Source organism: Scandinavium sp. (genome assembly GCF_032012665.1).
In the GTDB taxonomy this organism is placed as follows: domain Bacteria; phylum Pseudomonadota; class Gammaproteobacteria; order Enterobacterales; family Enterobacteriaceae; genus Scandinavium.
The window spans coordinates 73602-98242 of the sequence record NZ_DALZVG010000009.1; the positions used below are offsets into that span (position 1 = coordinate 73602).

A 24641-nucleotide genomic window follows, 5' to 3' on the forward strand; every position below is an offset into this window, starting at 1 on the left:
GTGCGGTGCGGACTGACGTCCGAAATGAAGCGATATCAGCGTTCAAGTATAACGGCCCTGCTATGCCACTCAAGCGAAAAGATTCGTGGCATACTATTTGCCTGTTAATGAAGATACTGAAACCATGACCTTTACGCTTCGCCCCTATCAGCAGGAAGCGGTGGATGCCACCCTCGCCCACTTTCGTCAGCATCAGCAGCCCGCCGTCATCGTTCTGCCAACCGGCGCCGGAAAAAGCCTGGTGATTGCCGAACTGGCTCGCCTGGCGCGCGGGCGTGTGTTGGTGCTTGCTCACGTGAAAGAGCTGGTTGCACAAAACCATGGCAAGTATCTCGCACTGGGACTGGAGGCGGATATTTTTGCCGCCGGGCTGAAGCGCAAAGAGAGCCACGGAAAAGTCGTATTTGGCAGCGTGCAGTCGGTGGCGCGCAATCTTGAACACTTTCAGGGCGAATTCTCCCTGCTGATTGTCGATGAGTGTCACCGCATCAGCGACGACGACGACAGCCAGTATCAGCAAATCCTTACCCATTTGAAAAAGGTGAACCCTCACTTACGCCTGCTGGGGCTGACCGCCACGCCTTTTCGCCTGGGCAAGGGCTGGATTTACCGTTTTCATTATCACGGCATGGTGCGCGGCGACGAAAAAGCGCTGTTCCGCGACTGCATCTATGAACTGCCGCTGCGCTATATGATCAAACATGGCTATCTCACTCCGCCGGAAAGGCTGGATATGCCGGTCGTACAGTATGATTTCAGCCGGTTGCAGGTCCAAAGCAATGGCCTGTTTAGCGAAGCCGACCTTAATAAAGAGCTGAAAAAACAGCAGCGCATCACGCCGCACATCGTCAGCCAGATTGTGGAGTTTGCCCAGAGCCGTAAAGGGGCGATGATTTTTGCCTCCACGGTAGAACACGCGAAAGAAATCACCGGCCTGCTTCCGACTCAGGACGCAGCACTTATCACCGGCGAGACGCCAACGCCTGAGCGCGATCGGCTGATTGAAACCTTTAAGGCGCAAAAATTCCGCTACCTGGTGAACGTCGCGGTGCTGACCACCGGGTTTGATGCGCCCCACGTCGATTTGATTGCCATTCTGCGCCCGACGGAGTCCGTCAGCCTGTATCAGCAAATTGTCGGCCGCGGCCTGCGCCTTGCTCCCGGTAAGACCGATTGCCTGATTCTGGATTACGCCGGTAACCCACACGATCTCTTTGCCCCGGAGGTCGGCGCGCCAAAAGGCAAAAGTGACAACGTCCCCGTGCAGGTTTTTTGTCCATCGTGTGGGTTTGCCAATACTTTTTGGGGCAAAATCACCAGCGACGGTACGCTCATCGAACATTTTGGCCGTCGCTGTCAGGGCTGGCTGGAGGATGACGAAGGCCATCGCGAGCAGTGTGATTTTCGTTTCCGTTTCAAAAATTGCCCGCAGTGCAATGCGGAAAACGACATTGCTGCCCGCCGCTGCCGGGAATGTGACACGGTGCTGGTTGACCCGGACGACATGCTAAAAGCCGCGCTGAAGCTAAAAGACGCGCTGGTACTACGCTGCAGCGGTATGTCACTTCAGCACGGCGCAGATGAAAAAGGCCCGTGGCTGAAAATCACTTATTACGATGAAGATGGCACAGACGTCAGTGAGCGCTTCCGTCTGCAAACACCCGCGCAGAAAACGGCATTCGAGCAGTTGTTCATGCGCCCGCACACTCGCACGCCCGGCGTACCGCTGCGCTGGATAACGCCTGCCGACATCCTCGCCCAACAGGTTTTACTGCGGCATCCGGACTTTGTCGTCGCCCGTAAAAAAGGCCAGTTCTGGCAGGTGCGGGAAAAAGTCTTTGATTATGAAGGCCGCTTTCGCCGGGCGAACGAATTACGATAATTTTTTCATTTTTTGTGCATCCGTCTTACATCAGGATGAGTTGCCGTTGCGGCTTCGTGAAAAATATCATCCAGCCAACCCGAAATCTCAACTTCTGTCAGGTCATCAGGAATAATAACGTCATATAGTCGGGAGAATTTTCGTTCTGACATGTCAACTCGAAAGACCAGCCAGCGCCCGTCTTTACGCTGTACCCCTATGTGTCGACCAAATACATCGTAAATCAGCATCGCCATTTCTCCTTTGCCAATTTCTGTAACGTTGCGCCCCGCAGACCTCCCTGAGGATCAATATCAAGACACCGTATCCGATTGTCACCCGCTCATGGATGGCTACAAGAGGTGCAGTTTCCATTGCCCCGATGTGGATTGAAGGCTATAATGCCGCCCGCTTTTGCATGTGCAAAGCAGATCATTTGCCTGTTGCTGGGTCGCCTGTAACAGGATTACTTATAGAGAGACGTCAATGTTTACTATTAACGCAGAAGTACGTAAAGAGCAGGGTAAGGGTGCGAGCCGCCGCCTGCGCGCAGCTAACAAGTTCCCGGCTATCGTTTACGGTGGCAAAGCTGCTCCAGTTGCTATCGAACTGGACCACGACAAACTGTGGAACCTGCAGGACAAAGCTGAGTTTTATGCTGAAGTTCTGACCATTGTTGTTGATGGCAAAGAAGAGAAAGTGAAGGTTCAGGCTGTTCAGCGTCACGCGTTCAAGCCAAAACTGACTCACATCGACTTCGTTCGCGCTTAATCGCCAACAAGTTGTGAAAAACCCCGCCCCGGCGGGGTTTTTTTATGGCCTTTGTCTGGCGACGCGACGCTTGCCAGGCCTGGCGATTTCGCCGGCAGGCGCAAGGCGAAGCCGCCACCCGGCATAATGCCGATATGGGCTTATTTTCCGCTGGTGCGGCGCATCAACTGGTCACGCAGGTTTGGCGGCGTGCCCTTAATGGTCAGGGTGTCCGTGGCCGGATCCCAGAAAATACGTTCGCCCAGCAGCAAAGCATCAAAGTTAATGGTCAGCCCCCCGCCGCTGCCGGCATATTTGGTTAGCTGGCGCAGCGTGCTGCGATCCGCCGGGAAGCTCTCCTCCAGCTCATAGCCTTTATCAGCGGTGAACTCGTGGAAGCTCACTTCAGAAACGCCAGAGAGCTCTTTCGACAGCGACTCCAGCTCAATCTCTTCCCCAGCCTGCAGCTGTTCGTTGCAGTAGGTGTAAACCTGCTGACGCACGTTCTGGCGCTCAGACTTGTCGAGCTGCGCTTCCGCGGTGAAATCGTCAACCGCCTGTAATAAACCGCGGTTCTGCTGTTTGGCGTTCAGGCCTTCGCTGGCCCCGAGGAAATCCATAAAGAAGTCGGCCACTTTGCGCCCGACTCGCCCTTTCAGGAAAGTCAGATAGCGGCTGGACTCCGGATTGGTTTCCCATTCGGTCAAATCGATGCGTGCCACGATGTCCGCATGGTTGATATCCAGATAGTGCGTGGAGCTGATATCCAGCTGTTCGTTAACGCGCATGCTGCTCAGGTTGTTCAGCACCGCCACCAGCAGGTAATCCACCGCCAGATACTTATAGTGGCAGAACAGCACAATGCCGCCGTCGGCAAAGGGATATTTCGCCAGCTCATCGCGCAGACGCCCGGTTGCCGCACGGCTGAAGGCCAGGAAATCTTCCTCGCCTTTGCGATGCAGGCGCAGAGACTCGGCCAGCTCGCTCTCTTCGGTGAACATGCCGTAGGCTTTGTTCTTCGCGCTGTAAACGCGGTGCAGCTCGGCCATCATCTCTTCGACCGTTGCCGTCGGCTCCAGTAACGTATCGCGCAGCACCAGCTCAAGGTTTTGTTCATCACGCTTGATCATCTGATGCAGGGCAATCTGGTTGATATCCAGACTCATGTTAAACTCTCCTTTTAGACCGGGCGGTATTCAACCACCGCAGGCGCAGCCGTGTAAAGTCGAAAAAAAGCGGAAAAAATGCTGCTGCTACGGTAATATGTTGCCCTTTCATGAACAAACAGATTCTGGATTTATGCCGCAAATCTCCCGCTACAGCGATGAACACGTTGAACAACTGCTGACTGAGCTTGCCAACGTGCTGGAAAAACACAAGGCACCGACCGACCTTTCACTGATGGTGTTAGGCAATATGGTGACTAACCTGATTAACACAAGCGTCGCGCCAGCCCAGCGCACGGCGATTGCCCGCTCCTTTGCGCAGGCGCTGCAATCCTCAATTAGCGACGATCCGGCGCACTAAGCACACAGGAAGACGACAAACAGTTTATGGTGACTCATCGTCAGCCCTACCGCGAAAAAGTGTCTCAGATGGTCAGTTGGGGGCACTGGTTTGCCCTGTTCAACATTCTGCTGGCCTCGGTACTCGGTAGCCGTTATCTGTTTGTCGCCGACTGGCCGACGACGCTGTCAGGCCGCGTGTACTCGTACATCAGCCTCCTCGGCCATTTCAGCTTTCTGGTTTTCGCTACCTATCTGCTGATCCTCTTCCCGCTCACGTTTGTTGTCATTTCCCAACGGCTGATGCGGTTCCTCTCCGCCATTCTTGCTACCGTGGGCATGACGCTGCTGCTTATCGACAGCGAAGTCTTTACCCGCTTCCACCTGCACCTTAATCCGGTCGTCTGGGAGCTGGTCATTAACCCCGATCAAAACGAGATGGCCCGTGACTGGCAGCTGATGTTCATCAGCGTCCCGGTTATCTTGCTGATAGAAATGCTGTTCGCCACATGGAGCTGGCAGAAGCTGCGCAGCCTTACGCGGCGGCGTCATTATGCTCGCCCTATCGCCTGGTTTCTGTTTGCCTCGTTCGTTGCCACGCATGTGATGTATATCTGGGCCGATGCTAATTTCTATCGTCCGGTGACCATGCAGCGCGCGAATCTACCGCTCTCCTATCCGATGACGGCGCGTAAGTTTCTGGAGAAACATGGCCTGCTTGATGCGCAGGATTACCAGCGTCGTCTGGTGGAGCAAGGCGATCCGGAAGCCGTTTCCGTTCAGTATCCGCTTAGCGATTTGCGCTATCGCGATATGGGAACAGGTCAGAACGTACTGCTAATTACAGTCGACAGCCTGAACTATTCCCGCTTTGAGAAGCAGATGCCTGCCCTGGCAGAATTTGCGCAGCAAAACCTTAACTTTACCCAGCACATGAGTGCCGGAAACGCCGCAGACAGCGGGATTTTTGGCCTGTTCTACGGGATTTCGCCAAGCTACATGGACGGCGTGCTGTCCGCACGTATTCCGGCGGCGCTGATCACCTCCCTGAACCAGCAAGGGTATCAGCTTGGCCTGTTCTCCTCTGACGGCTTCAGCAGCCCGATGTATCGCCAGGCGCTGCTCTCAGATTTCTCGCTGCCGCCGTCAAAAACACAAAGTGATGCCGATACCGCCAGCCAGTGGATAAACTGGCTTGGCAGCTATGCGCAGGAAGAGAACCGCTGGTTCTCGTGGATTTCGCTTAACGGCACTACCCTTGATGACGGCCAGAAGCAGAACTTTAACCGCCGTTACGCCCGCGCGGCGGCGAGTGTCGATACGCAAATCTCACGCGTACTGACCGCGCTGAAAGACTCCGGCAAGCTCGATAAAACGGTGGTCATTATTACCGGTGCACACGGCGTGCCGATGAATAAATCCGGCAGCAGTTTTGAATGGTCCCGTGAAGCGCTTCAGGTACCACTGGTTATTCACTGGCCGGGCACTCCTGCACAGAACATCACAACGCTTACCGATCATAAAGACGTGATGACGACGCTGATGCAGCGCCTGCTGCACGTCAGCACGCCGGCAAATGAATATTCGCAGGGTCAGGATCTGTTCAGCGCCGCACGTCGTCATAACTGGGTGACGGCATCAAGCAATTCGGATCTGGCCATCACCACTCCGCAGGTGACCGTGGTGTTAAATCATAACGGCAGCTACAAAACCTGGGATCGTCAGGATCAGAGGATCGATAACGAGAAGCCGCAGCTCAGCCTGCTGCTTCAGGTACTGACCGAAGAGAAACGGTTTATCGCTAACTGATTGATTAATTTTGAATCAATTAACCCGGGTCATCTTGCATTCGAAACGGAAAGCGGTACTATTATTCACCTGTTTCGGCACGTAGCGCAGCCTGGTAGCGCATCGTCATGGGGTGGCGAGGGTCGAGAGTTCGAATCTCTCCGTGCCGACCAACTTCTTCGCAATGGGCCAGCCTCTCCGGGTTGGCTTTTTTGTTTCTGTGGCTCAGCGAGGTTCTATGCGCATTGGTATCGCTTTTCCCATTCTTTGTTTTATCGTCGCCGTCGCGTTTCTGGCATGGTTTGTTATCGGCGGATACGCTACTCCGGGCTCTTAATACTCTTCGGGCAGCGTTTGTTACGCCGTAATGCCCCTTCCCTGCGACACCTCGTCGCAGGGATTCTCCCCCTCCTACCTTTTTCAGCATTTATCACCACTTATTATTAAAATAAGAGTAAACCTGACTTATTATTCAGCGTAATAATGATACGATCCGCCGGTTGCTAACTGGAATAAAAGGATTAACAGTGAAAAACAGATCGATCATTACTGCCGCTATACTCTCTCTCGCCTGCCTTTCCGCCAGCGCCACGGCGGCCACCACGCCGCTGGAAAAGGTCGCACCTTATCCGAAAGCGGAAAAAGGCATGAAGCGCCAGGTGATTACGCTGCCGGAGCAGAAAGATGAATCCGCTTACAAAGTGGAGCTTCTGATTGGTCAGACGCTGGAAGTGGACTGTAACCACCATCGCCTCGGCGCAAAACTGGAAAGCAAAACTCTGGAAGGCTGGGGCTATAACTACTACGTAGTGGATAAGGTAAGCTCGCCGGTGTCGACCATGATGGCCTGTCCGGACGGCAAGAAAACGCAGAAATTTGTGACGGCATACCTGGGTGATGACGGAATGGTGCGCTACAACAGCAAGCTGCCGATTGTCGTTTATACCCCGGACAACGTCGATGTGAAGTACCGCATCTGGAAAGCGGAAGACGCCGTTCAGAACGCAGAACAGCGTTAAGACGTCGTTATACCGAAGGCGCTGATTGCCCGGTGGTAGCCTTGCCTTACCGGGCCTGCTAACCGTTGCGGATTGCAGGCCCGGCAAACGCAGTACTGCCGGGCATTTACCTCAAACTACAGGGCAATGTCTGCCACGGGTTTTAATTCAACCAATGGAGGCGTGAACTGAACCTGTGGAACCGGATCCACGACGGTATCCGCATCGTATCGCAGCCCCAATACTTCACTGGTGTACGCCAGAGTCTGCTGAATTGCCTGCGGATCGCCACTTAAACGATGGCCATAAGTCGGCACCACCGCGCGCAGCTTCTCCTGCCACGCCGCAGATTTCACTTTCTCTTTAAACACTTGCTCCATCAGCTGCAGCATAATGGGGGCCGCCGTTGATGCGCCCGGTGATGCGCCAAGTAGCGCGGCAACGGTGCCTTCATCGTCGCTGACCACTTCGGTGCCCAGGCGCAGCACGCCGCCTTTCTCAGCATCGCGCTTGATGATCTGAACGCGCTGGCCTGCCTGCCACAGGCGCCAGTCGCCTTTCTCCGCCATCGGGTAATACGCTTTCAGCGCCGCCAGACGATCTTTGTCCTTCTGGATAACCTGCCCGACCAGATATTTCACCAGGTCGAAGTTATCCATCCCGACGTTGATCATCGGCAGAATGTTCGATTTATTGGTTGAAGCCAGCAGATCCCACAGCGAGCCGTTTTTCAGGAAGCGAGTGGAAAACGTCGCGAACGGTCCAAAGAGCACGGCACGCTTGCCGTCGATAATTCTGGTATCAATGTGCGGCACCGACATGGGCGGTGCACCAACGGAAGCCTGACCATACACTTTCGCCAGATGGTGGTTTACCACCTCCGGATTTTCACAGACGAGGAACTGCCCGCCCACCGGGAAGCCAGCAAACTCTTTCGCCTGCGGAATGCCCGTCTGTTGCAGCAGCTTGAGCGCCGCGCCGCCTGCGCCGATAAAGATAAATTTCGTACGGATCTTACGGCGAATCTTACGGTCGTTGGCGTCGGAGACGGTCACCGTCCAGCTGTTATCGGCATTGCGCTTAAAGCGTCGCACGACGGTGTTGAGCTGAAGCGAGAAACTATCATGGCTGCGCAGCCCGGCGATAAGCTGGCGGGTGATTTCGCCGTAGTTCACGTCGGTGCCAATTTCGGTTCGGGTAGCCGCGACCTTTTGCTGCGGGTCGCGCCCTTCCATCACCAGCGGCGCCCACTTTTTAATTTGTTCGGTGTCTTCGGAATAGCGCATTCCCTGGAACAGGGAGTTCTGCTGCAGGGCCGCGTAGCGGGCGCGCAGGAAATTCACGTTCTCTTCGCCCCAGACGAAGCTCATGTGCGGCACGGTGTTGATAAAGGTCTTCGGCTGCTGCAGCACGCCGCGCGTGACCTGATGCGCCCAGAACTGGCGCGAGATCTGGAAGGCTTCATTGATCTCGATGGCTTTGTCGATGCTGACGGAACCGTCCGCTTTTTGCGGCGTATAGTTCAGTTCCATCAGGGCGGCATGGCCGGTACCGGCGTTGTTCCAGCCGTTGGAGCTCTCCTCGGCGACGCTTTCCATCCGTTCGACCAGAGTAATAGACCAGTCCGGCTCCAGTTCCTGAAGCCAGGTTCCCAGCGTGGCGCTCATGATGCCACCGCCAATCAACAATACATCCGTCTGGTGCTCTTGAGGGGCCTGGGTGTTGTCTGCCAGCGATTCGGCATGCAAACCCACCGCCTGTGAGCGACGTACGGCCATCTTTTTCGTCATTTAATGAGCCTTACTGTACTCGCGTTTTTTGTTTTAGCGCAGGTGAAACGATTCGGGGAAAAACACGTTAGCACTGACGATGAAAGATTTAAATATTGTTTAAAATTTAAGTTCTGTTTTGATAACTGTTATAAAAATGTTTAATAAATGTGTCTCATAAATGAGTATTGGTACTGGCGAAGTGTGACACAAAGCGGTAATATCGCCCGTTTTGTGACTTGCCGCACGCACCATTGCTTATGTTAAGTCCTGCTTCTATAACCTTACATTTACTATGCCTGATACTCGTCCTCCCCTCACTGCTGCTGAATCCGCTGCGCTGACTCACGTCGTGCGCTCACCTGCCCTTTTGCTGCGCGAATCTCTTGCGGGCGTGATTACCGCCCTCGCGCTCATCCCGGAAGTCATCTCGTTTTCGGTAATTGCGGGCGTGGATCCGAAAGTGAGCCTGATTGCTTCCGTCGTTCTGTGTCTGGCAATGTCGGTACTGGGCGGCCGCCCGGCGATGGTGACCGCCGCAGCAGGCTCCGTGGCGCTCGTCATCGGCCCGATGGTGCATCAGCACGGCGTGGGATACATTTTGCCCGCAGTAGTGATGGCAGGCGTCATTCAGATTGCGTTCGGCCTGCTCGGCATGGCGAAGCTGATGCGCCATATTCCGCAGGCGGTGATGACCGGGTTTGTAAACGCACTCGGCATTCTGATCTTCTTTGCCCAGGTGCCGCATTTCTGGAACAAGAACCCGCTGATTCTGGCGCTGTTTGCCGCCACGCTGCTGATTGTTCTCTGGGCGCCGCGGGTCATCAAAAGCATTCCCTCGCCGCTGATTGCCATCGTTATCCTCACGCTATATACCGTTTTCAGCGGCCAGATTTTGCCGACGGTGGGTGATGAAGGTTCAATGGGCGGTGGACTACCGGGACTGACTGAACTGCAGGTGCCACTGAATCTGCAAACGCTGCAAATTATCTGGCCTTGTGCGCTGAGCATCGCCTTCGTGGGATTGATGGAGTCACTGCTGACGGCAAAGCTTGTCGATGATTTAACCGTCACGCCGTCGAACAAAACCCGCGAAAGTGCCGGGCTCGGCTTCGCCAATATTCTCGCCGGTTTTTACGGTGGGATTGCGGGCTGTGCGATGATCGGCCAGACCATCGTGAACGTCGAGATGGGGAAAGGCCGCAGCCGCCTCTCCACCCTCGTCGCAGGCCTGGTGCTTTTGCTGCTGGTCACGGGCTTAAGCCAGGTGATGGCGAAGATACCCATGTCGGTGCTCGCCGGAATCATGGTCATCGTGGCCGTTAAAACCTTCAGCTGGCACAGCATTCAGCCTTCAGCGCTGAAGCAAATGCCGTGGTCGGCCACGCTCGTTATGCTGGCAACGGTTGTCGCCACGGTGGGTACCGGCAACCTGGCGATTGGCGTGCTGGCAGGCATTTCGCTGCTGGCGCTGGTGCCACGCCACATCCGCAAGCGTCATGCGCTTAAAGCAGAAACACCGTCGCCAGGCCAAGGAAAATAAAGAAGCCGCCGGTATCGGTGATGGCGGTGATCATCACGCTCGAACCGACCGCCGGATCGCGTCCAAGTTTGGTCATGATCATCGGGATCAGCACGCCCATCAGCGATGCCACCAGCAGGTTCAGCACCATCGCCAGCATCATCACGCCGCCGAGCTGCGGATCGTCATACAGCCACCAGGTCACGCAGCCCATAATGCCGCCCCACACCAGGCCGTTGATCAGCGCCACACCCATTTCGCGCAGGATCAGGAAAGAGAAGTTTCCCGGCTGGATGTGCTGCAATGCGAGCGCACGGACGATCATCGTGATGGTCTGATTGCCGGTATTGCCGCCGATACCGGCGACGATAGGCATCAGGGAGGCCAGCGCCACCAGCTGTGAAATCGTGTGTTCAAATCCGTCAATCACTCGCGAGGCAATAAACGCGGTGCAAAGGTTGATAGCAAGCCACGCCCAGCGCGTTTTTACCGCTTTACTGACCGGCGCAAACACGTCCTCATCATTGCTCAGGCCGCTCATCTGGCGAATGTCGTTATCGGTCTCTTCGTAAACCACATCCACGATTTCGTCGATGGTCAGACGCCCCATCAGTTTGCCTTCGGCATCAATTACCGCGGCGCTCACGAGGTCATCACGTTCAAACGTTCGCGCCACCTTCTCGGCATCTTCCGACGGATGAAAGGTCACTGGTTCCGCTTCCATGACCTCCACGACATTGCGCTGCGCGGGGTTAAGCAGAATAGTTTGCAGCTCCAGCTCGCCAAGCAGCGTTTTATGGCGATCGGTGACGAACAGCTTGTCGGTGTTACGCGGCATTTTACCAAGGCGGCGCAGATAGCGCTGTACCGCACCAAGCGTGACGTCCGGGCGAATGGTGATGACCTCAAACTCCATGATCGCGCCGACGCTGTCATGGGCGTAATTCATTACCTGACGCACCCGGGCCCGTTCATCAGGCGGCAGCGTTGCCAGCAGGCGCCCGGTCAGATCGCGTGGAAGGTGCTGAACGAGATAGATTTTCTCATCAATGTCGAGGCTTTCAAGCGCGTCGAGCAGCGCCTTGTCGCTCATGCCGTCGATCAGATCGTCATAAACGCTTTCAGAGGCTTCCAGCAGCACGTTCCCGCGCTTGCTGTCGTCCACCAGCCCCCACAGCGCATGGCGCTCGTCGGAAGGCAACGCTTCAAGGGTGTCAGCCAGATCGGGCGCAGGCAAGTGTGCCACCAGTGCACCCACTTCGGCGATGTCATCCGCCAGCTGCCCTTCGTCGTATTGTTCTGCCAGCGTCAGCTTGTTGGTCAGCGCCGAGGTGATGGCTTTATCGGTGGTTAACAGCCAGATAAGACGGGCACGTTCCTGGTCGCGTAGCCTGGCGCTGTTTTTATGAAACACGGACATGGGTTGGCAATCCTTGAAGGGAGAGACGGTATTCTGGCCCTAAGCATAGCGCGAGTGGATGTAAAAAATAATAAACGGCCGGTCGGAGCGGTGAAAAAGAGAGCAAACGCCCCTAAAAAAGGGGCGCCAGAGCTCAGGCGGTGCGGGCAACCGCATCGCGGGAGGCTGCGATGCGTTCTTCGCCGGTCAGCTCGCTGAGCTTGCCGTTACGCATTTCCAGCAGCCTGTCGGCGTGGATAAAGTAGTGATCGTCATGGCTGATGGCAAAAACGGTTTTGCCCATCTGCTGCATCAGCGGCAACAGCACCTGGTAAAACTCACGGCGGAAGTGTGGGTCCTGGTCAGCAGCCCACTCATCAAGCAGAATGATATCCCGCTCTTCCGCCAGCGCCAGCAGCAGCGCCACGCGTTTTTTCTGCCCTTTCGACAGCTTAAGGTCGAGAATTTTACCGTTTTCCAGCTTCAGCTTATGGCCCATTTTCAGGTGCTCAAGCCATTTAGCCACCAGCACCGGATTCGCCTGCTGCCCTTCCGGGCCCAGCAGCTGGTCAAACAGCCAGACGTCGGTAAACACCGCCGAAAACAGCTTCCGGTAGTCTTCCGGCTTTTCTGCCGCCAGCGGCTGGCCATCGAGCAGAATGTGCCCGGATACCGGCTGATAAAGCCCGGTCAGCAGCATCGCCAGCGTCGATTTTCCACTGCCGTTTCCGCCAATCAGGAACACCTGCTCGCCACGTTTTAACGTCAGGTTGATGGGTCCGACGGCAAAGGTATTGTCCTGATAGTGGAATGCCACATCGCGCAGCTCCAGCGTTTGCCAGTCCCGGTGCGGCTCTGGTTTGGGGAACTCCGCTCGATAAGACGCAAGAGAGAATTTATTCAGCTTGTTGAACGCTACCTGGGCGCTGAGCAGCGTCGGCAATGCGCCGACGGCAGACAGCAGCGGCGTACGCAGGAACAATAGCGTCAATGAATAGGTTGCCGCCACGTTGGTGTCCGCCCAGCCTAAACTGTTCGCCATCCAGAACACCAGGCCAATCGCGCCGAGCATCATGATGTTTGACCAGTTCACCGCGCTCAGGTGGAACGTATCGGCACGGATAATGTGATGGCGATACTCTTTGGCGTCCGGAATGTAGAGATTGTTGAAAATGTGTTCGGCGCGCTCGCGGTTGAGGGTTAACTCTTTGCGCCCTTCCAGCACGGTTTGATAGTCATGATAGAGCTTGTCTTCCGTTTCACGCAGGGTTGCCATGTGCTTATAGACTCGCGCCACCAGCACAAAACCGCCCCAGATGGTCAACGCCATCCACAGCACGGTGACGGCCAGCATTTTGCCCGACAGGAAAAACAGATATGCCGCAGAGCCGAAGGTCAGGATGATCCCCTGTACCAGCTCCGGCAGGCGTACGAAGGCGATAGTAATGTTACGCACGTCGCTGGTCAGGCCTGCGAGTAGCGCCGCGCTGCCGAGTTTTTCCACCCGTTCAATCTGTGTGTCGAGGATACGTTTGATAAATTCGCTGCGCAGGCGGTAAACGAAATGATGGCCGAGCACGGTCAGCGCCAGCTGTGAGCCCAGCGTAACCGCCATCAGCAGCAACAGCAGGCCGAGAAACTCCGGCAGTACGGCCAGCGACACGTCGACGCTTTCGATAAGGCGCAAATTGATGAAGGCGATAAGGCCGATGCCCAGCGCCGCGCTCAGCAGGCTCAGAGCCATGACGGCAATAAAGGGCCAGCGGTACTGCCGCCAGACCAGAAGAAGAAGTTGCATACACACCATTCCGGACAGCTAAAACAGCCAGCAGTTTAAACGCCCTGCGCACCACATCAAGAATAATTCTTATTTTTATTGCTGTTTCAGGTGTGACGAAAGGTGAGATTGTAGCGGAAGGCCCCCGTCACCGGATGTTGTCCCTCTTTTAATGGCTGAATGCCGTGATAAAACAATCGGGATTCACCGCCCCAGACCACCACATCGCCATGCTCAAGCAGTACGCGCTGCAGAGGATCGTTGCGCTTCAGGCCGCCAAACTGAAACACGGCGGGCAACCCCAGCGAAACAGAAACAATCGGCGCACTCAGCGTTTGCTCGTCCTTGTCCTGATGCAGCGACAGCTTTGCACCGGGCGCATAGCGGTTAACAAGGCAGGCATCCGGCCGAAAATCGACGTAACCGGCTTCCAGGGCGCAAACCTGAGCCAGCGCCAGAAAGACCTCTGGCATGTCAGGCCAGGGTTTCTGAGTTTGCGGATCGATCCCTGCATACAGGTAACCGTGACGATCGGTCGTCCAGCCAACGTTGCCACAGTTGGTCATCGCCACGGACATGGTGTAGCCGCCGGGCGTGATCATCCGGCGAAACGGCGACTGCGCTGACACGTCACGGATGCCCGCCATCAGCGAATCCATATCGGCCAGTGCCCGACGGCGGAGAATGACGGCCCCCGGCGCGAGAGGTTCCTGCCAGGGCGGCGTGTCGGCAAAAAGATCCAGCATCTTCAGTTTTCCTGTTTTGCTTCGCGCTGTAACAGCAGGGCCTTGCGCGCTTCGCCCCAGCGATAGCCGGACAGCGCCCCGCTTTGCCGCACAACGCGATGGCAGGGAACGATCAGCGCCAGGGTATTGGCCGCGCAGGCGTTCGCCACTGCACGCACCGCTTTCGGCTTGTTGATGCTTTCCGCCACCTGCTGATAGCTACGGGTTTCGCCGGCGGGGATGTTTCTCAGCGCCTGCCAGACCTGCAGCTGAAAGGCCGTGCCGCGGATATCCAGCGGTAAAGTGAACGCTTCCCGCTTACCGTCCAGCACGGCTATCACCTCAGCGACCTGCTGGCTGAATGCTTCATCCGCCCTTTCACGCTGAGCGTGGGGAAAAATCTGCTCCAGCTCGTTTATCAGCTTGTCATCGCTGTCGCCAGGTAAAACAGCACAAATTCCACGCGAGCTTGCTGCCACCAGACAGCGGCCCAGCGAACAGGATTGCAGCGTGTAGCGTACCGGGAGATCGTCCCCGCCACGCCGGTACTGTTTTGCCGTCATGCCGAGCGTACTGTCGGCCTGGCGGTAATAGCTGCTGCTCGCCGGGAATCCTGCCGCCAAAACGGCACCAGTCACGCTTTCGCTGGACGCCAGCGTTTCGCGCAGCCTGCGGGCTCGCCACGCCTGCTGCCATGCCCGCGGCGTCATCCCGGTAACGGATTTGAACAAACGGTGAAAGTGGTACGAACTTACGCCCACTTCGCGCGCCAGCTCGTCAAGCGTCAGCGTACGCTCCTGTTCGAGCAAACGGCAGGCCTGCGCCACTTTATCAATACGCTGTTGCTGAGGATCGGCTTTGTCAGGCTGGCAGCGCTTACAGGCACGAAACCCGGCATGTTCGGCGGCGGCGGCATCCGTATAGAAACACACATTCTGGCGCAATGCATGGCGTGCCCGACAGGATGGGCGGCAGTAAATTCCGGTAGTCAGTACCGCAAACACGAACTGACCATCGGCGTCTTTATCTCTTTCGAGTACCGCCTGCCAGCGGAACTCGTCGTTGAGGATTGCTTTCGTTTTCATACCTGCTCCGGCTCTCTGTTTAGCGTAGCCTGAGTCTGGCGCAGACGGCGGTGAAAAAAACCGCCATTCTTGCTTTTTAATTTTTGCCGCTAACGAGGAAGGTTTCGAACTGCGGCGACATCCAGGTTTTGAAGCCGTCGCCGTCTTTAACGATCATATACACCGCCAGCCCCTGCTCGCGCACCACTTCTTTAGCTCTTTCCGGGCCTAATACCATTAGCCCGGTATCCCAGCCGTCCGCTTCCAGCGCCGTGGTTGCGATGACCGTCACCGACACCAGCTTATGCTGGATCGGCGCCCCACTCACCGGATCGATAACGTGAGAAATACGTTTTCCGTCAAGCTCGTAATAATTTCGATAGCTGCCGGAGGTGCTAATCCCATGTCCGTTGATGTCCACGATCGCCTGCACGGCGTTTTCCCGATCGGTTGGCTTCTGGATAGCCACGCGCCACGGCTGCCCTTCAGCATTCATGCCGCGGCTCACCAGCGCGCCACCCACGGAAACCAGGTAACGCGAGATCCCCTCCTGTTCCATCAGGCGGGCCAGATGATCGGCGGCGTAACCTTCCCCAACGGTCGAGAGATCGACATACAGATCGGGCAGATCTTTTTGTAAGTACTGGCTACCGGAGTGATTGATCACGCGCAGATGCTTCAGGCCGGTCCGCACTTTTGCCGCGTCGATCTGGGCTTGAGTCGGCGTTTTGACGGGCTGTTTGTCCGGGCCGAATCCCCATAAATTCACCAGCGGCCCGACGGTAATGTCCATGGCACCCTGCGTTTTCGCCCCAATGCGCAGGGATTCCGTCACGATATCCGCCATCGCTTCGCTGACGGGCCACGGCGTGGTGCTCGCTGAATGGTTAAAGCGCATGAGCGCAGAATCATTTTTCCATGTCGACAGGAGCCGATCGTCGGCGTCAAGTTGGGTTTGCACCTTCTGGCGCAGCGCAGCGGCTTTGTCATTATCAAGATTAATGACGCTAACGCGCCAGAAAGTTCCCATCGTCTTGCCTTCCAGGACGGTGGATACAGCCTTTGGTGCAGCGGGAGACGGCGTGCCGTTATCGCAGCCGGTCAGGACGAACGCGACGGCAATCAGCGCCGCACGAAAAGAAGTGATATCCATACTTAATGCCCCTCATGTTTGCGCGCAAGGGTACACCAGCCAGGTTAAACAAAGAATAAAAAAGGGCCCCGAAGGACCCTTTTGCCAGCTTAGCAGTTGATTAGAACTGGTAAACCAGACCCAGTGCTACGATGTCATCGGTACCGATGCCAGCAGCGCGGGTGAAGTTGTTGTCATCAACCAGGTTGATTTTGTAGTCAACGTAGGTGGACATGTTTTTGTTGAAGTAGTAAGTCGCGCCTACATCAACATATTTCAGCAGATCCTGGTCGCCATAACCTTCGATGTCTTTGCCTTTAGACTGCAGGTAAGCCACGGATGGACGCAGACCGAAGTCGAACTGGTACTGAGCAACCACTTCGAAGTTCTGTGCCTTGTTAGCCCAGCCAGCAACAGCAGAATCGCTATTACCGAAGCGGGTTGCGTTGTAGGTCTGAGTGTACTGTGCTGCCAGGTAGACGTTGTTCGCGTCATATTTCAGGCCACCGGTATAGGTTTCAGCGCGGTCGCCATCGCCCAGGTATGCAGCAGAGTTCTGGTCAGAGGTACGTTTGGAGCTGGATACCGCAGCACCGATACCGAAGCCTTCACCCAGATCGTATGTCAGAGATCCGCCAACGCCGTCGCCGTTCTGTTTCAGAGCATCACGACCATTGTTCGTGCCACCTTCACCGCTACCGCTGTTTTTACCCTGGTACTGAATAGCGAAGTTCAGACCATCAACCAGACCGAAGAAGTCGGTGTTACGGTAAGTTGCGTAGCCGTTACCACGCTGCTGCATGAAGTTGTCTGCACCGTAGGTGTCGCCGCCGAATTCTGGCAGGACGTCGGTCCAGGAGTTCACGTCATAAACTACGCCGTAGTTACGACCGTAGTCGAAAGAACCTGCGTCTTTAACGCGGATACCGGCGAAACCAACACGGGTCCATGCCTGATCGCTTGCAGATTCAGTATTGTTCGCCTGAACGTTGTATTCCCACTGGCCGTAACCGGTGATCTGGTCGTTAACCTGAGTTTCGCCTTTGAAGCCGAAACGAATGTAGGACTGGTCGCCGTCAGCGCCTTTGTCGTCAGAGAAATAGTGCAGGCCGTCGACTTTACCGTACAGATCTAATTTGTTGCCATCTTTGTTATAAATTTCAGCCGCATTTGCTGCGCCTGCTACCAGCAGTGCTGGTACCAGGAGGGACAGTACTTTAACTTTCATGTTATTAACCCTCTGTTATATGCCTTTTTATATGCCACTGCTTACTGATTAACCCTCTAATCAGTCGGCAAACCCATTGTGCTGCAAAATACAGAAATATCCAACAAGAAAATGATACGAGAACTTTTAAGGTGTTTCAAATTACCCACCAAATGTTTCATTTTGTAAATAAGAGGGAACTTTTTAGCGACACAAATTGGCAAAAAATATAGCACCAATAATCAAAAACATTAAAAAACACAATAAAATCAATGCCATTATTGATAATGAGTTTATAGCACTGAATGACAAAACAAAATCAGGAACGATCTCTAAAATAATCAACGCTATCATCATTAACTTTATTTATTACCGTCATTCAGTTCTGAATGTCTGTTTACTCATATTTCAACCGGGTGCCTCGCATCCGGTTTTTTTTTACCTTTCTTTACGCAAAATTAATAGTTCTGTGCTAACGCAGCGAAATTGTAACGACTATTAATTAATCACCTGCACTTGAAAAATTTCCCTTTAGGGCTAGCACTTAAATAATCTCTTGTTAATTAGTGCTATTCTTTCGAATCTTCGCGTAAATATTTGTACAAAAAATGTAACCATGTACATTTTTGTACTGCAGAATGTGGATATTGTTCAGAAAACCAGCAGCAAGCTGGAGAATGTGGAAATTGGCGCATTACCCTTTATACTGCCTGCTGGCGTTGCCTTGACAATCCACCGCGGAAACCTGCTATCCGGGTTTCACTCTGAGCAGCAAGCGGGGGCTTCAACGCGTTTTCTGGTGCAGTCATCATGGATTACACACACTAATGAGTCATTCCGACACGACGTTCCCCAACAAGTTCTCCCTCATCCCCGGGAGCATTACCCGTTTCTTCCTTTTATTGATCGTCGTGTTGCTGGTCACCATGGGCGTCATGATCCAGAGCGCGGTAAACGCCTGGCTGAAGGATAAAAGCTACCAGATTGTCGACATGACGCATTCGATTCATAAACGGATCGACACCTGGCGCTACGCCACCTGGCAAATCTATGACAACATCGCTGCGTCAGCCACGGCGCCTTCCGCGAATGAAGGTCTGCAGGAAACTCGCCTCAAGCAGGACGTCTATTACCTGGAGAAACCTCGCCGCAAAACGGAAGCACTGATTTTTGGCTCCCATGACGGTACGACACTCGACATGACGCAAAAAATGTCGAATTACCTGGACACGCTGTGGGGCGCAGAAACCGTACCGTGGTCGATGTACTACCTCAATGGCCAGGACAACAGCCTGATTCTGATTTCCACGCTGCCGCTGAAGGATTTATCCGCCGGATTTAAAGAGTCCACCGTCGGCAGCATCGTTGACTCGCGTCGCGCAGAGATGCTTCAGCAAGCCAACACGCTGGATGAGCGGGAAACGTTCTCTTCACTGCGCCGTCTCGCCTGGCAAAACGGCCATTACTTCACGCTGCGCACCACGTTCAATCAGCCGGGTCATCTGGCCACGGTGGTCGCCTTCGACTTACCGATAAATGATTTGATCCCACCGGGTATGGCGCTGGACAGCTTCCGTCTCGAACCGGATCCATCGCAGAAGAACCTGCGCAGCCAGGATAAAGAAGCAGCAGACAGCGTGACGATCAATTTCAATAGCTCGCGTATCGAAATTGCTTCTTCGGTGAACTCTACCGGCATGCGTCTTATCTGGCAGGTGCCGCTCGGCACGCTGCTGCTTGATACGCTACAAAACATACTGCTGCCGCTGCTGCTGAATATTGGCCTGCTGGCGCTGGCGCTGTTCGGGTTTAACACCTTCCGGTACTACTCCGGGCGTCGCCAGACCGATACCGGCGCTTCGGGCGCTGCAAACACCGAATTGCGCGTGCTGAAGGCCATCAACGAAGAGATTATTTCCGTACTGCCGCTGGGGCTCCTGGTACACGATCAGGAGTCCAACCGGACGGTTATCAGCAATAAAATTGCCGACCACCTGCTGCCGCATCTCAATCTGCAAAACATCACCAGCATGGCGGATCAGCATCAGGGCGTCATTCAGGCCACCATCAATAACGAGCTGTACGAAATTCGTCAGTTCAGAAGCCAGGTGTCACCGCGCACTCAGATTTTCATCATTCGCGATCAGGATAAAGAAGTGCTGGTAAACAAAAAGCTCAAACAGGCGCAGCGTCTGTATGAGAAAAACCAGCAGGGCCGCGTGGCCTTTATGCAGAACATCGGCGAGGCACTTAAGCAACCTGTTCGTTCGCTCGCGGAAGAAGCCGCCGCGCTGCCGGGCGATGCGCACCATAAGCTGGTTCAGCAGGCCGATACGCTTGTGCATCTGGTGGATGAGATTCAGCTCGCGAACATGCTCGAAGGTGATGGCTGGAAAGGGACATCGACCCTGTTCTCCATTCAGGATCTGATCGATGAAGTGGTGCCAGAGGTGTTACCGGCTATCAGGCGCAAAGGCTTGCAGCTGCTCATCAACAATCATCTGGCCGCCAGCGAACAGCGCCATGGCGATCGTGAAGCGCTTAAACGTATTTTGCTGCTGCTGATCCAGTACGCCGTCACGACAACCCAGATAGGCAAAGTGACGCTGGAAATAGCTGAAGATGAATCCGCAGAGGATCGCCTGACCTTCCGTATTCTCGATACCGGTAACGGCGTCAGCAACAGTGAAATCGACAATCTTCATTTCCCGTTCCTGAACGAAACCCAGGAAGATAGGTTTGGCAAAGCGAACGCCCTGACCTTCTGGCTGTGCGATCAGCTGGCACGCAAGCTCGGTGGACACCTGAATATTAAAGCGCGAGAATCCTTAGGCACGCGCTATTCTCTGCATGTCAAAATGACGCCGCGCGAGCAGGAGTCTGAGTCAGAGGAGAAGCTGCTTGATGACGTGGTCGCGATGATCGACATCACCTCCAATGAAGTACGCAGCGTGGTGGTCAGGCAGCTGGAAAACTGGGGCGCAAGCTGCATTTCCCCGGATGAACGCCTGACAAGTCAAGAATATGATCTGTTTTTAACGGATAATCCGTCTAATCTTACTGCGCCTGGCTTACTTTTAAGCGATGATGAGACCGGTATTCGCAAAATGGGCCCTGGCCTTCTGCGGGTCAATTTCAATATCAGTAATGCCATGCAGGAAGCCGTGCTGCAACTTATAGAAGAACAACTGGCACAGGGAGAGTTACTGGGAACCACACCTGCGGGTGTAAATGAAAACGCCGAGCTTCATGCCAGCGGTTATTATGCGCTGTTTGTTGACACGGTTCCGGATGATGTTAAGAGGTTGTATACTGAATCAGCGACAAATGATTTTGCTGCGCTGGCACAGACGGCTCACCGCCTGAAAGGGGTGTTTGCCATGCTTAATCTGGTACCCGGCAAGCAGCTATGTGAAACGCTGGAGCATCTGATTCGCGAAAAAGATGCGCCCGGCACAGAGAAATATATCAGCGACATTGACGCCTACGTCAAAAGCTTGATGTAGCAAGGTAGCCTAATACATGAACAATATGAACGTTATTATTGCCGATGATCACCCGATTGTACTGTTCGGTATTCGCAAATCACTTGAGCAAATCGAGTGGGTGAATGTCGTCGGCGAATTTGAAGACTCCACTGCGCTTATTAATAATCTGCCTAAACTGGACGCCCATGTGCTGATCACCGATCTCTCCATGCCCGGAGACAAGTACGGTGACGGCATTACGCTTATCAAATACATCAAACGCCACTTCCCGGGCCTGTCGATTATTGTGCTGACCATGAACAATAACCCGGCGATTCTGAGTGCCGTTCTGGATCTCGATATTGAAGGGATTGTCCTGAAACAGGGCGCACCAACCGATCTGCCAAAAGCGCTGGCCGCTTTGCAGAAAGGGAAGAAATTTACCCCGGAAAGCGTTTCCCGCCTGCTGGAAAAAATCAGCGCAGGCGGCTACGGCGACAAACGTCTCTCTCCGAAAGAGAGTGAAGTGCTGCGTCTGTTCGCAGAAGGTTTCCTGGTGACGGAGATCGCCAAGAAGCTCAACCGCAGCATCAAGACCATCAGCAGCCAGAAGAAGTCGGCAATGATGAAGCTCGGCGTGGAAAACGACATCGCCCTGCTGAACTACCTTTCTTCCGTGACGCTGAGCCCGGCAGACAAAGACTAGTTCCTTGCCAAGGCTACGCACAAAAAACCCCGACTCGTCGGGGTTTTTCTTTTTCAGGGCCAGGTTTTACAGGACTACGCCTCTCTGCTTTTTCTGACCCGCGCAGCGTAGACCGCCAGCGTCTGGCTTATCACATCCAGCGTCACCGGTTTCGACAAACAGCTGTCCATGCCGGACTCCAGGCAGCGCTGCTTCTCTTCAGCCAGAGCGTTAGCCGTCACGCCCACCACCGGCAAGGTCAGCCCAAGTTGGCGAATGCGCTGCGTCAGGCGATAGCCGTCCATGTTCGGCATGTTCACGTCGCTCAACACGATATCGATGTGATTCTTGCTGAGCACATTCAACGCGTCAACGCCGTCGTTGGCGGTTTTACACTGATAGCCGAGCGATCCAAGCTGATCGGCCAGCAGACGGCGGTTAATCGGATGATCGTCCACCACCAGAATCATCATGTCATCATTCGCGGTGGTGATATTGTCTGCCAACGGCAGATCTCCGCCACGTTCGGCGTCATCGACCTGAATGCTGTAGATACGGCCCAGCAGCGTCAACAGCTCATGCGGAGACGCGACGCTGTGGATCCATTCACCGGGCTTACGCTCCAGCGGGATACCGATATGGCGACGGCAGAAAACGATCGCCCCGCGCCCTTTCCACGGCTCCGCCAGTTCATCATCGGTAATGAGCATATCCTCTGACTGCGGCGTCTGGCCTTCATACAGCAGCACTTCCGCCCCGTGACGCGCCAGCAGCGATTCAACGAACTGCGCCAGCGAGGCATTACGCACCGCAAGCCAACAGCGTTTACCGGCGAGGCCTTCAATGGTCACCGGCTTGAGATTTTGCGCGCCATAAAGCGGAATACGAATCGTGAACTGGCTGCCCATTCCCGGCTCGGTATCGACCGAAATGTCACCGTCCATCATGCTGATGAGCTTCTCGCAAATCGCAAGCCCCAGTCCGGTACCCTGGAAATTGCGCTGCACGCCGGTGCCGACCTGGAAGAACGGATCGAATAAGCGCACCACTTCTTTGGCCGGAATACCGACGCCGGTATCGCGCACGCTGATGCTGAGGTAATCCTCGTCGCGCTGCAAATGCAGAATAATGCAGCCCACATCGGTGAATTTAATCGCGTTGCTGAGCAGGTTAGAGATGACCTGCTGCAGACGCATCGGATCCCCCGCCAGCTGCTGCGGGACGTCCGGCTCAACGAAGCAGTAAAGTCCGAGCTGTTTACGTACCACCAGCGGCAGATAGTTGGCGGTGATATGGCTCATCACTTCGCGCGGGGAAAACTCACGCGGCTCAATTTTCAGCTGCTCAGACTCAATCTTCGAGAAGTCGAGAATATCGCTGATGATTTTCAGCAGCAGGCTCGACGAGTTGTTCATCGCCGTCACCAGGCGGTCAACGCCCTTTGGCAGCTCCTTGGTTTGCAGTAAATCGAGGTTACCGATAATGCCATAGAGCGGCGTACGCAGCTCATGGCTCACCGTAGCAAGGAACATAGACTTCGACTGACTCGCCTGCTCCGCGGCCTGCGCCATTTCCTGCAGCGACTCTTCCATTTTTACGCGCGACGAGACGTCAACCAGCACGCAAATCGCCACGTTTTCATTGCGGTAGCGCGAATGAACAAAACTGATTTGCAGGTTGGTATTGTTGCTCGTCAGCACGTCCACAAAGTTCACCTGCTGGCCGCAAATAATCTGCGTCAGCCGCTGCCGGTCTTCGTGGGTGAGCATATTCAGATAATTATGCGCCAGTTCGTTACTCAGGATATTGGTGCCGTCCAGCGTACGCAGAATACAGATCCCAACGGGCGCCGAGGCCACAATCTTGCGGTTGAACTGCTCATGCTCTTCCAGACGCTGCGCGTCCGCTTCTGCGGGCAGGAAAATTCGCCGCTCGTACATGCGCGCCATCGTAAACAGCGCCACGCCAGTAAGAATATTCAGCAGTACGGCATTGAGGATCAGCATTCTGATGCGCTCGAGGACCTGATCGACCGGCACCGAATAAACAATGCTCAGTGACGACGGCGGCAGGCTTTTCTTCAGCACCAAATCGCGGAAGCCGGAAGTGTAGCCAAACCACGCCCGCTCCTGCATCCAGTGCGGGTCGATGTTGAGTTTGCTTTCCCCACCGGTGAGCGCAATCAAAGGCTGGCCGCCTTCATCGAGAATCGTCACGCCCATTGGCATACTGCCCGGCGTAAAGAAGTTTTCCATGCGGATAGTTTGTTCGATGCCCAGCAGCGCCTGTAGGCGATTGGCGAGATAAACCGGCGTCAGCGCATAGAAATAACCCACGCCAGGACGCGGGCCCTGGCTTATCCAGAACAGATTGTTGCCGCGCTCGTCCTGCGGCGCATTGCGGTATTTCACAATACGCTCATGCAGGGTTTTCAGCGCCTGGTCGCGCTCCATCGGCATATCGCGCAGGCCAAAGTTCGCCATGCATAAATTGTCGCTGCCAATCAGGAACACGCGGTTCAGATCGTAGGCAGCAGAGAAATTGTCGCGCCAGTAACGCATAAACCACGCCAGCGACTCCAGCGATCCGCGCCAGTTGTTGCTCAACGCACCGCAGTCAGAATCCTGGAACAGAGGCTCAAACTCCGGCACTTCGGTGTCGTCTTTTACCGTACGTGACGAAAGCACGCCGTTTTCCGCGCTGAGGCGGTTTTCCGCGATGTATTTCAGCTCTTTCATCACGTCTGAGGTGCGCTGAATATAGCGCTGAGCCTGATCGTAGCTGAGGTTAAACTCCTGGCGAATCTCAGCCTCTTTGGTGTGCAGCGCATTGACGATGTAGAACACCGAGACGAAAGCAATCAGCAGCCAGACCAGCAGTGCCAGGGCCCGGAACAGATAGCGGGAGACTTTCAGAGTCGTGCGAAAGGAGACAAGGTATTTCAACGTTTAGCCGTGTGGATGCGTAAAGATGCGATTAAGGTAGCGGTAAA

The 24641-nt window shown here is 54.8% G+C and carries 19 protein-coding genes and 1 tRNA gene; 10 read left to right on the forward strand and 10 right to left on the reverse strand.

All coding sequences use genetic code 11. The features are described from left to right. Window positions 1-124: 124 nt before the first annotated feature. Window positions 125-1882 (forward strand): DEAD/DEAH box helicase, encoded by a 1758-nt coding sequence (locus tag RTU33_RS10095; protein ID WP_312627139.1) that lies wholly within the window; start codon window positions 125-127, stop codon window positions 1880-1882. Between the two features lie 5 nt (window positions 1883-1887). Here RTU33_RS10095 and RTU33_RS10100 read toward each other — a convergent pair whose 3' ends face one another. Continuing rightward, on the reverse strand, window positions 1888-2112 hold the full coding sequence (locus RTU33_RS10100; protein ID WP_312627140.1) for a hypothetical protein: 225 nt from the start codon (window positions 2110-2112) through the stop codon (window positions 1888-1890). 235 nt (window positions 2113-2347) lie between these two features. Between RTU33_RS10100 and rplY the strand changes: the two genes are divergently transcribed. After that, on the forward strand, window positions 2348-2632 hold the full coding sequence (rplY, locus tag RTU33_RS10105) for a 50S ribosomal protein L25 (protein WP_312627066.1): 285 nt from the start codon (window positions 2348-2350) through the stop codon (window positions 2630-2632). A gap of 140 nt (window positions 2633-2772) precedes the next feature. On the opposite strand, the gene yejK is transcribed toward rplY, so the two are convergent. After that, window positions 2773-3777 (reverse strand): nucleoid-associated protein YejK, encoded by a 1005-nt coding sequence (yejK, locus tag RTU33_RS10110; protein WP_312627068.1) that lies wholly within the window; start codon window positions 3775-3777, stop codon window positions 2773-2775. 133 nt (window positions 3778-3910) lie between these two features. On the opposite strand from yejK, the gene RTU33_RS10115 reads away from it, so the two are divergent. From RTU33_RS10115 to eco, 5 genes are all read left to right on the forward strand, one after another. Continuing rightward, window positions 3911-4138 (forward strand): YejL family protein, encoded by a 228-nt coding sequence (locus tag RTU33_RS10115; RefSeq protein ID WP_312627070.1) that lies wholly within the window; start codon window positions 3911-3913, stop codon window positions 4136-4138. A gap of 26 nt (window positions 4139-4164) precedes the next feature. Continuing rightward, complete coding sequence (gene yejM / locus RTU33_RS10120; protein WP_312627072.1) at window positions 4165-5925, forward strand: LPS biosynthesis-modulating metalloenzyme YejM; 1761 nt, start codon at window positions 4165-4167, stop codon at window positions 5923-5925. A gap of 75 nt (window positions 5926-6000) precedes the next feature. After that, a tRNA-Pro gene (locus RTU33_RS10125) sits at window positions 6001-6077 on the forward strand. A 65-nt stretch (window positions 6078-6142) separates the two neighbouring features. After that, a complete protein-coding gene (locus RTU33_RS10130; protein ID WP_312627073.1) occupies window positions 6143-6241 on the forward strand; it encodes a YoaK family small membrane protein in 99 nt (32 codons plus the stop codon). Between the two features lie 190 nt (window positions 6242-6431). Continuing rightward, window positions 6432-6923, forward strand: a complete 492-nt coding sequence (eco, locus tag RTU33_RS10135; protein ID WP_312627074.1) for a serine protease inhibitor ecotin — start codon at window positions 6432-6434, stop codon at window positions 6921-6923. 116 nt (window positions 6924-7039) lie between these two features. Here eco and mqo read toward each other — a convergent pair whose 3' ends face one another. Continuing rightward, the gene (mqo, locus tag RTU33_RS10140; RefSeq protein ID WP_312627075.1) at window positions 7040-8692 is read right to left on the reverse strand and encodes a malate dehydrogenase (quinone); all 1653 of its coding nucleotides are present in this window, start codon (window positions 8690-8692) and stop codon (window positions 7040-7042) included. A gap of 274 nt (window positions 8693-8966) precedes the next feature. Between mqo and RTU33_RS10145 the strand changes: the two genes are divergently transcribed. Beyond that, window positions 8967-10214: a SulP family inorganic anion transporter gene (locus RTU33_RS10145; protein ID WP_312627077.1), complete on the forward strand. Its 1248-nt coding sequence runs from the start codon at window positions 8967-8969 to the stop codon at window positions 10212-10214. Here the strand turns inward: RTU33_RS10145 and mgtE are convergent. The 6 genes from mgtE to RTU33_RS10175 form a co-directional block, all read right to left on the reverse strand. Continuing rightward, the gene (gene mgtE, locus RTU33_RS10150) at window positions 10177-11613 is read right to left on the reverse strand and encodes a magnesium transporter (protein ID WP_312627079.1); all 1437 of its coding nucleotides are present in this window, start codon (window positions 11611-11613) and stop codon (window positions 10177-10179) included. The genes RTU33_RS10145 and mgtE overlap by 38 nt on opposite strands. A gap of 133 nt (window positions 11614-11746) precedes the next feature. Next, window positions 11747-13390: a multidrug ABC transporter permease/ATP-binding protein gene (locus RTU33_RS10155; RefSeq protein ID WP_312627081.1), complete on the reverse strand. Its 1644-nt coding sequence runs from the start codon at window positions 13388-13390 to the stop codon at window positions 11747-11749. 86 nt (window positions 13391-13476) lie between these two features. Next, window positions 13477-14115: a DNA oxidative demethylase AlkB gene (gene alkB, locus RTU33_RS10160; RefSeq protein WP_312627082.1), complete on the reverse strand. Its 639-nt coding sequence runs from the start codon at window positions 14113-14115 to the stop codon at window positions 13477-13479. A 2-nt stretch (window positions 14116-14117) separates the two neighbouring features. Next, window positions 14118-15179, reverse strand: a complete 1062-nt coding sequence (gene ada / locus RTU33_RS10165; RefSeq protein WP_312627083.1) for a bifunctional DNA-binding transcriptional regulator/O6-methylguanine-DNA methyltransferase Ada — start codon at window positions 15177-15179, stop codon at window positions 14118-14120. 76 nt (window positions 15180-15255) lie between these two features. Further along, on the reverse strand, window positions 15256-16311 hold the full coding sequence (gene apbE, locus RTU33_RS10170; protein WP_312627085.1) for an FAD:protein FMN transferase ApbE: 1056 nt from the start codon (window positions 16309-16311) through the stop codon (window positions 15256-15258). A gap of 100 nt (window positions 16312-16411) precedes the next feature. Next, the gene (locus RTU33_RS10175; RefSeq protein WP_312627086.1) at window positions 16412-17518 is read right to left on the reverse strand and encodes a porin OmpC; all 1107 of its coding nucleotides are present in this window, start codon (window positions 17516-17518) and stop codon (window positions 16412-16414) included. An 806-nt stretch (window positions 17519-18324) separates the two neighbouring features. Between RTU33_RS10175 and rcsD the strand changes: the two genes are divergently transcribed. Together rcsD and rcsB are read left to right on the forward strand one after the other, a co-directional pair. After that, window positions 18325-21003 carry a phosphotransferase RcsD gene (rcsD, locus tag RTU33_RS10180; protein WP_312627088.1) on the forward strand — a complete coding sequence of 893 codons (2679 nt, stop codon included), beginning with the start codon at window positions 18325-18327 and terminating at the stop codon, window positions 21001-21003. A 16-nt stretch (window positions 21004-21019) separates the two neighbouring features. After that, window positions 21020-21670, forward strand: coding sequence for a response regulator transcription factor RcsB (rcsB, locus tag RTU33_RS10185; protein WP_001061913.1), 651 nt, complete (start codon window positions 21020-21022; stop codon window positions 21668-21670). A gap of 74 nt (window positions 21671-21744) precedes the next feature. On the opposite strand, the gene rcsC is transcribed toward rcsB, so the two are convergent. Next, on the reverse strand, window positions 21745-24594 hold the full coding sequence (gene rcsC, locus RTU33_RS10190) for a two-component system sensor histidine kinase RcsC (protein WP_312627090.1): 2850 nt from the start codon (window positions 24592-24594) through the stop codon (window positions 21745-21747). Window positions 24595-24641: the final 47 nt, after the last annotated feature.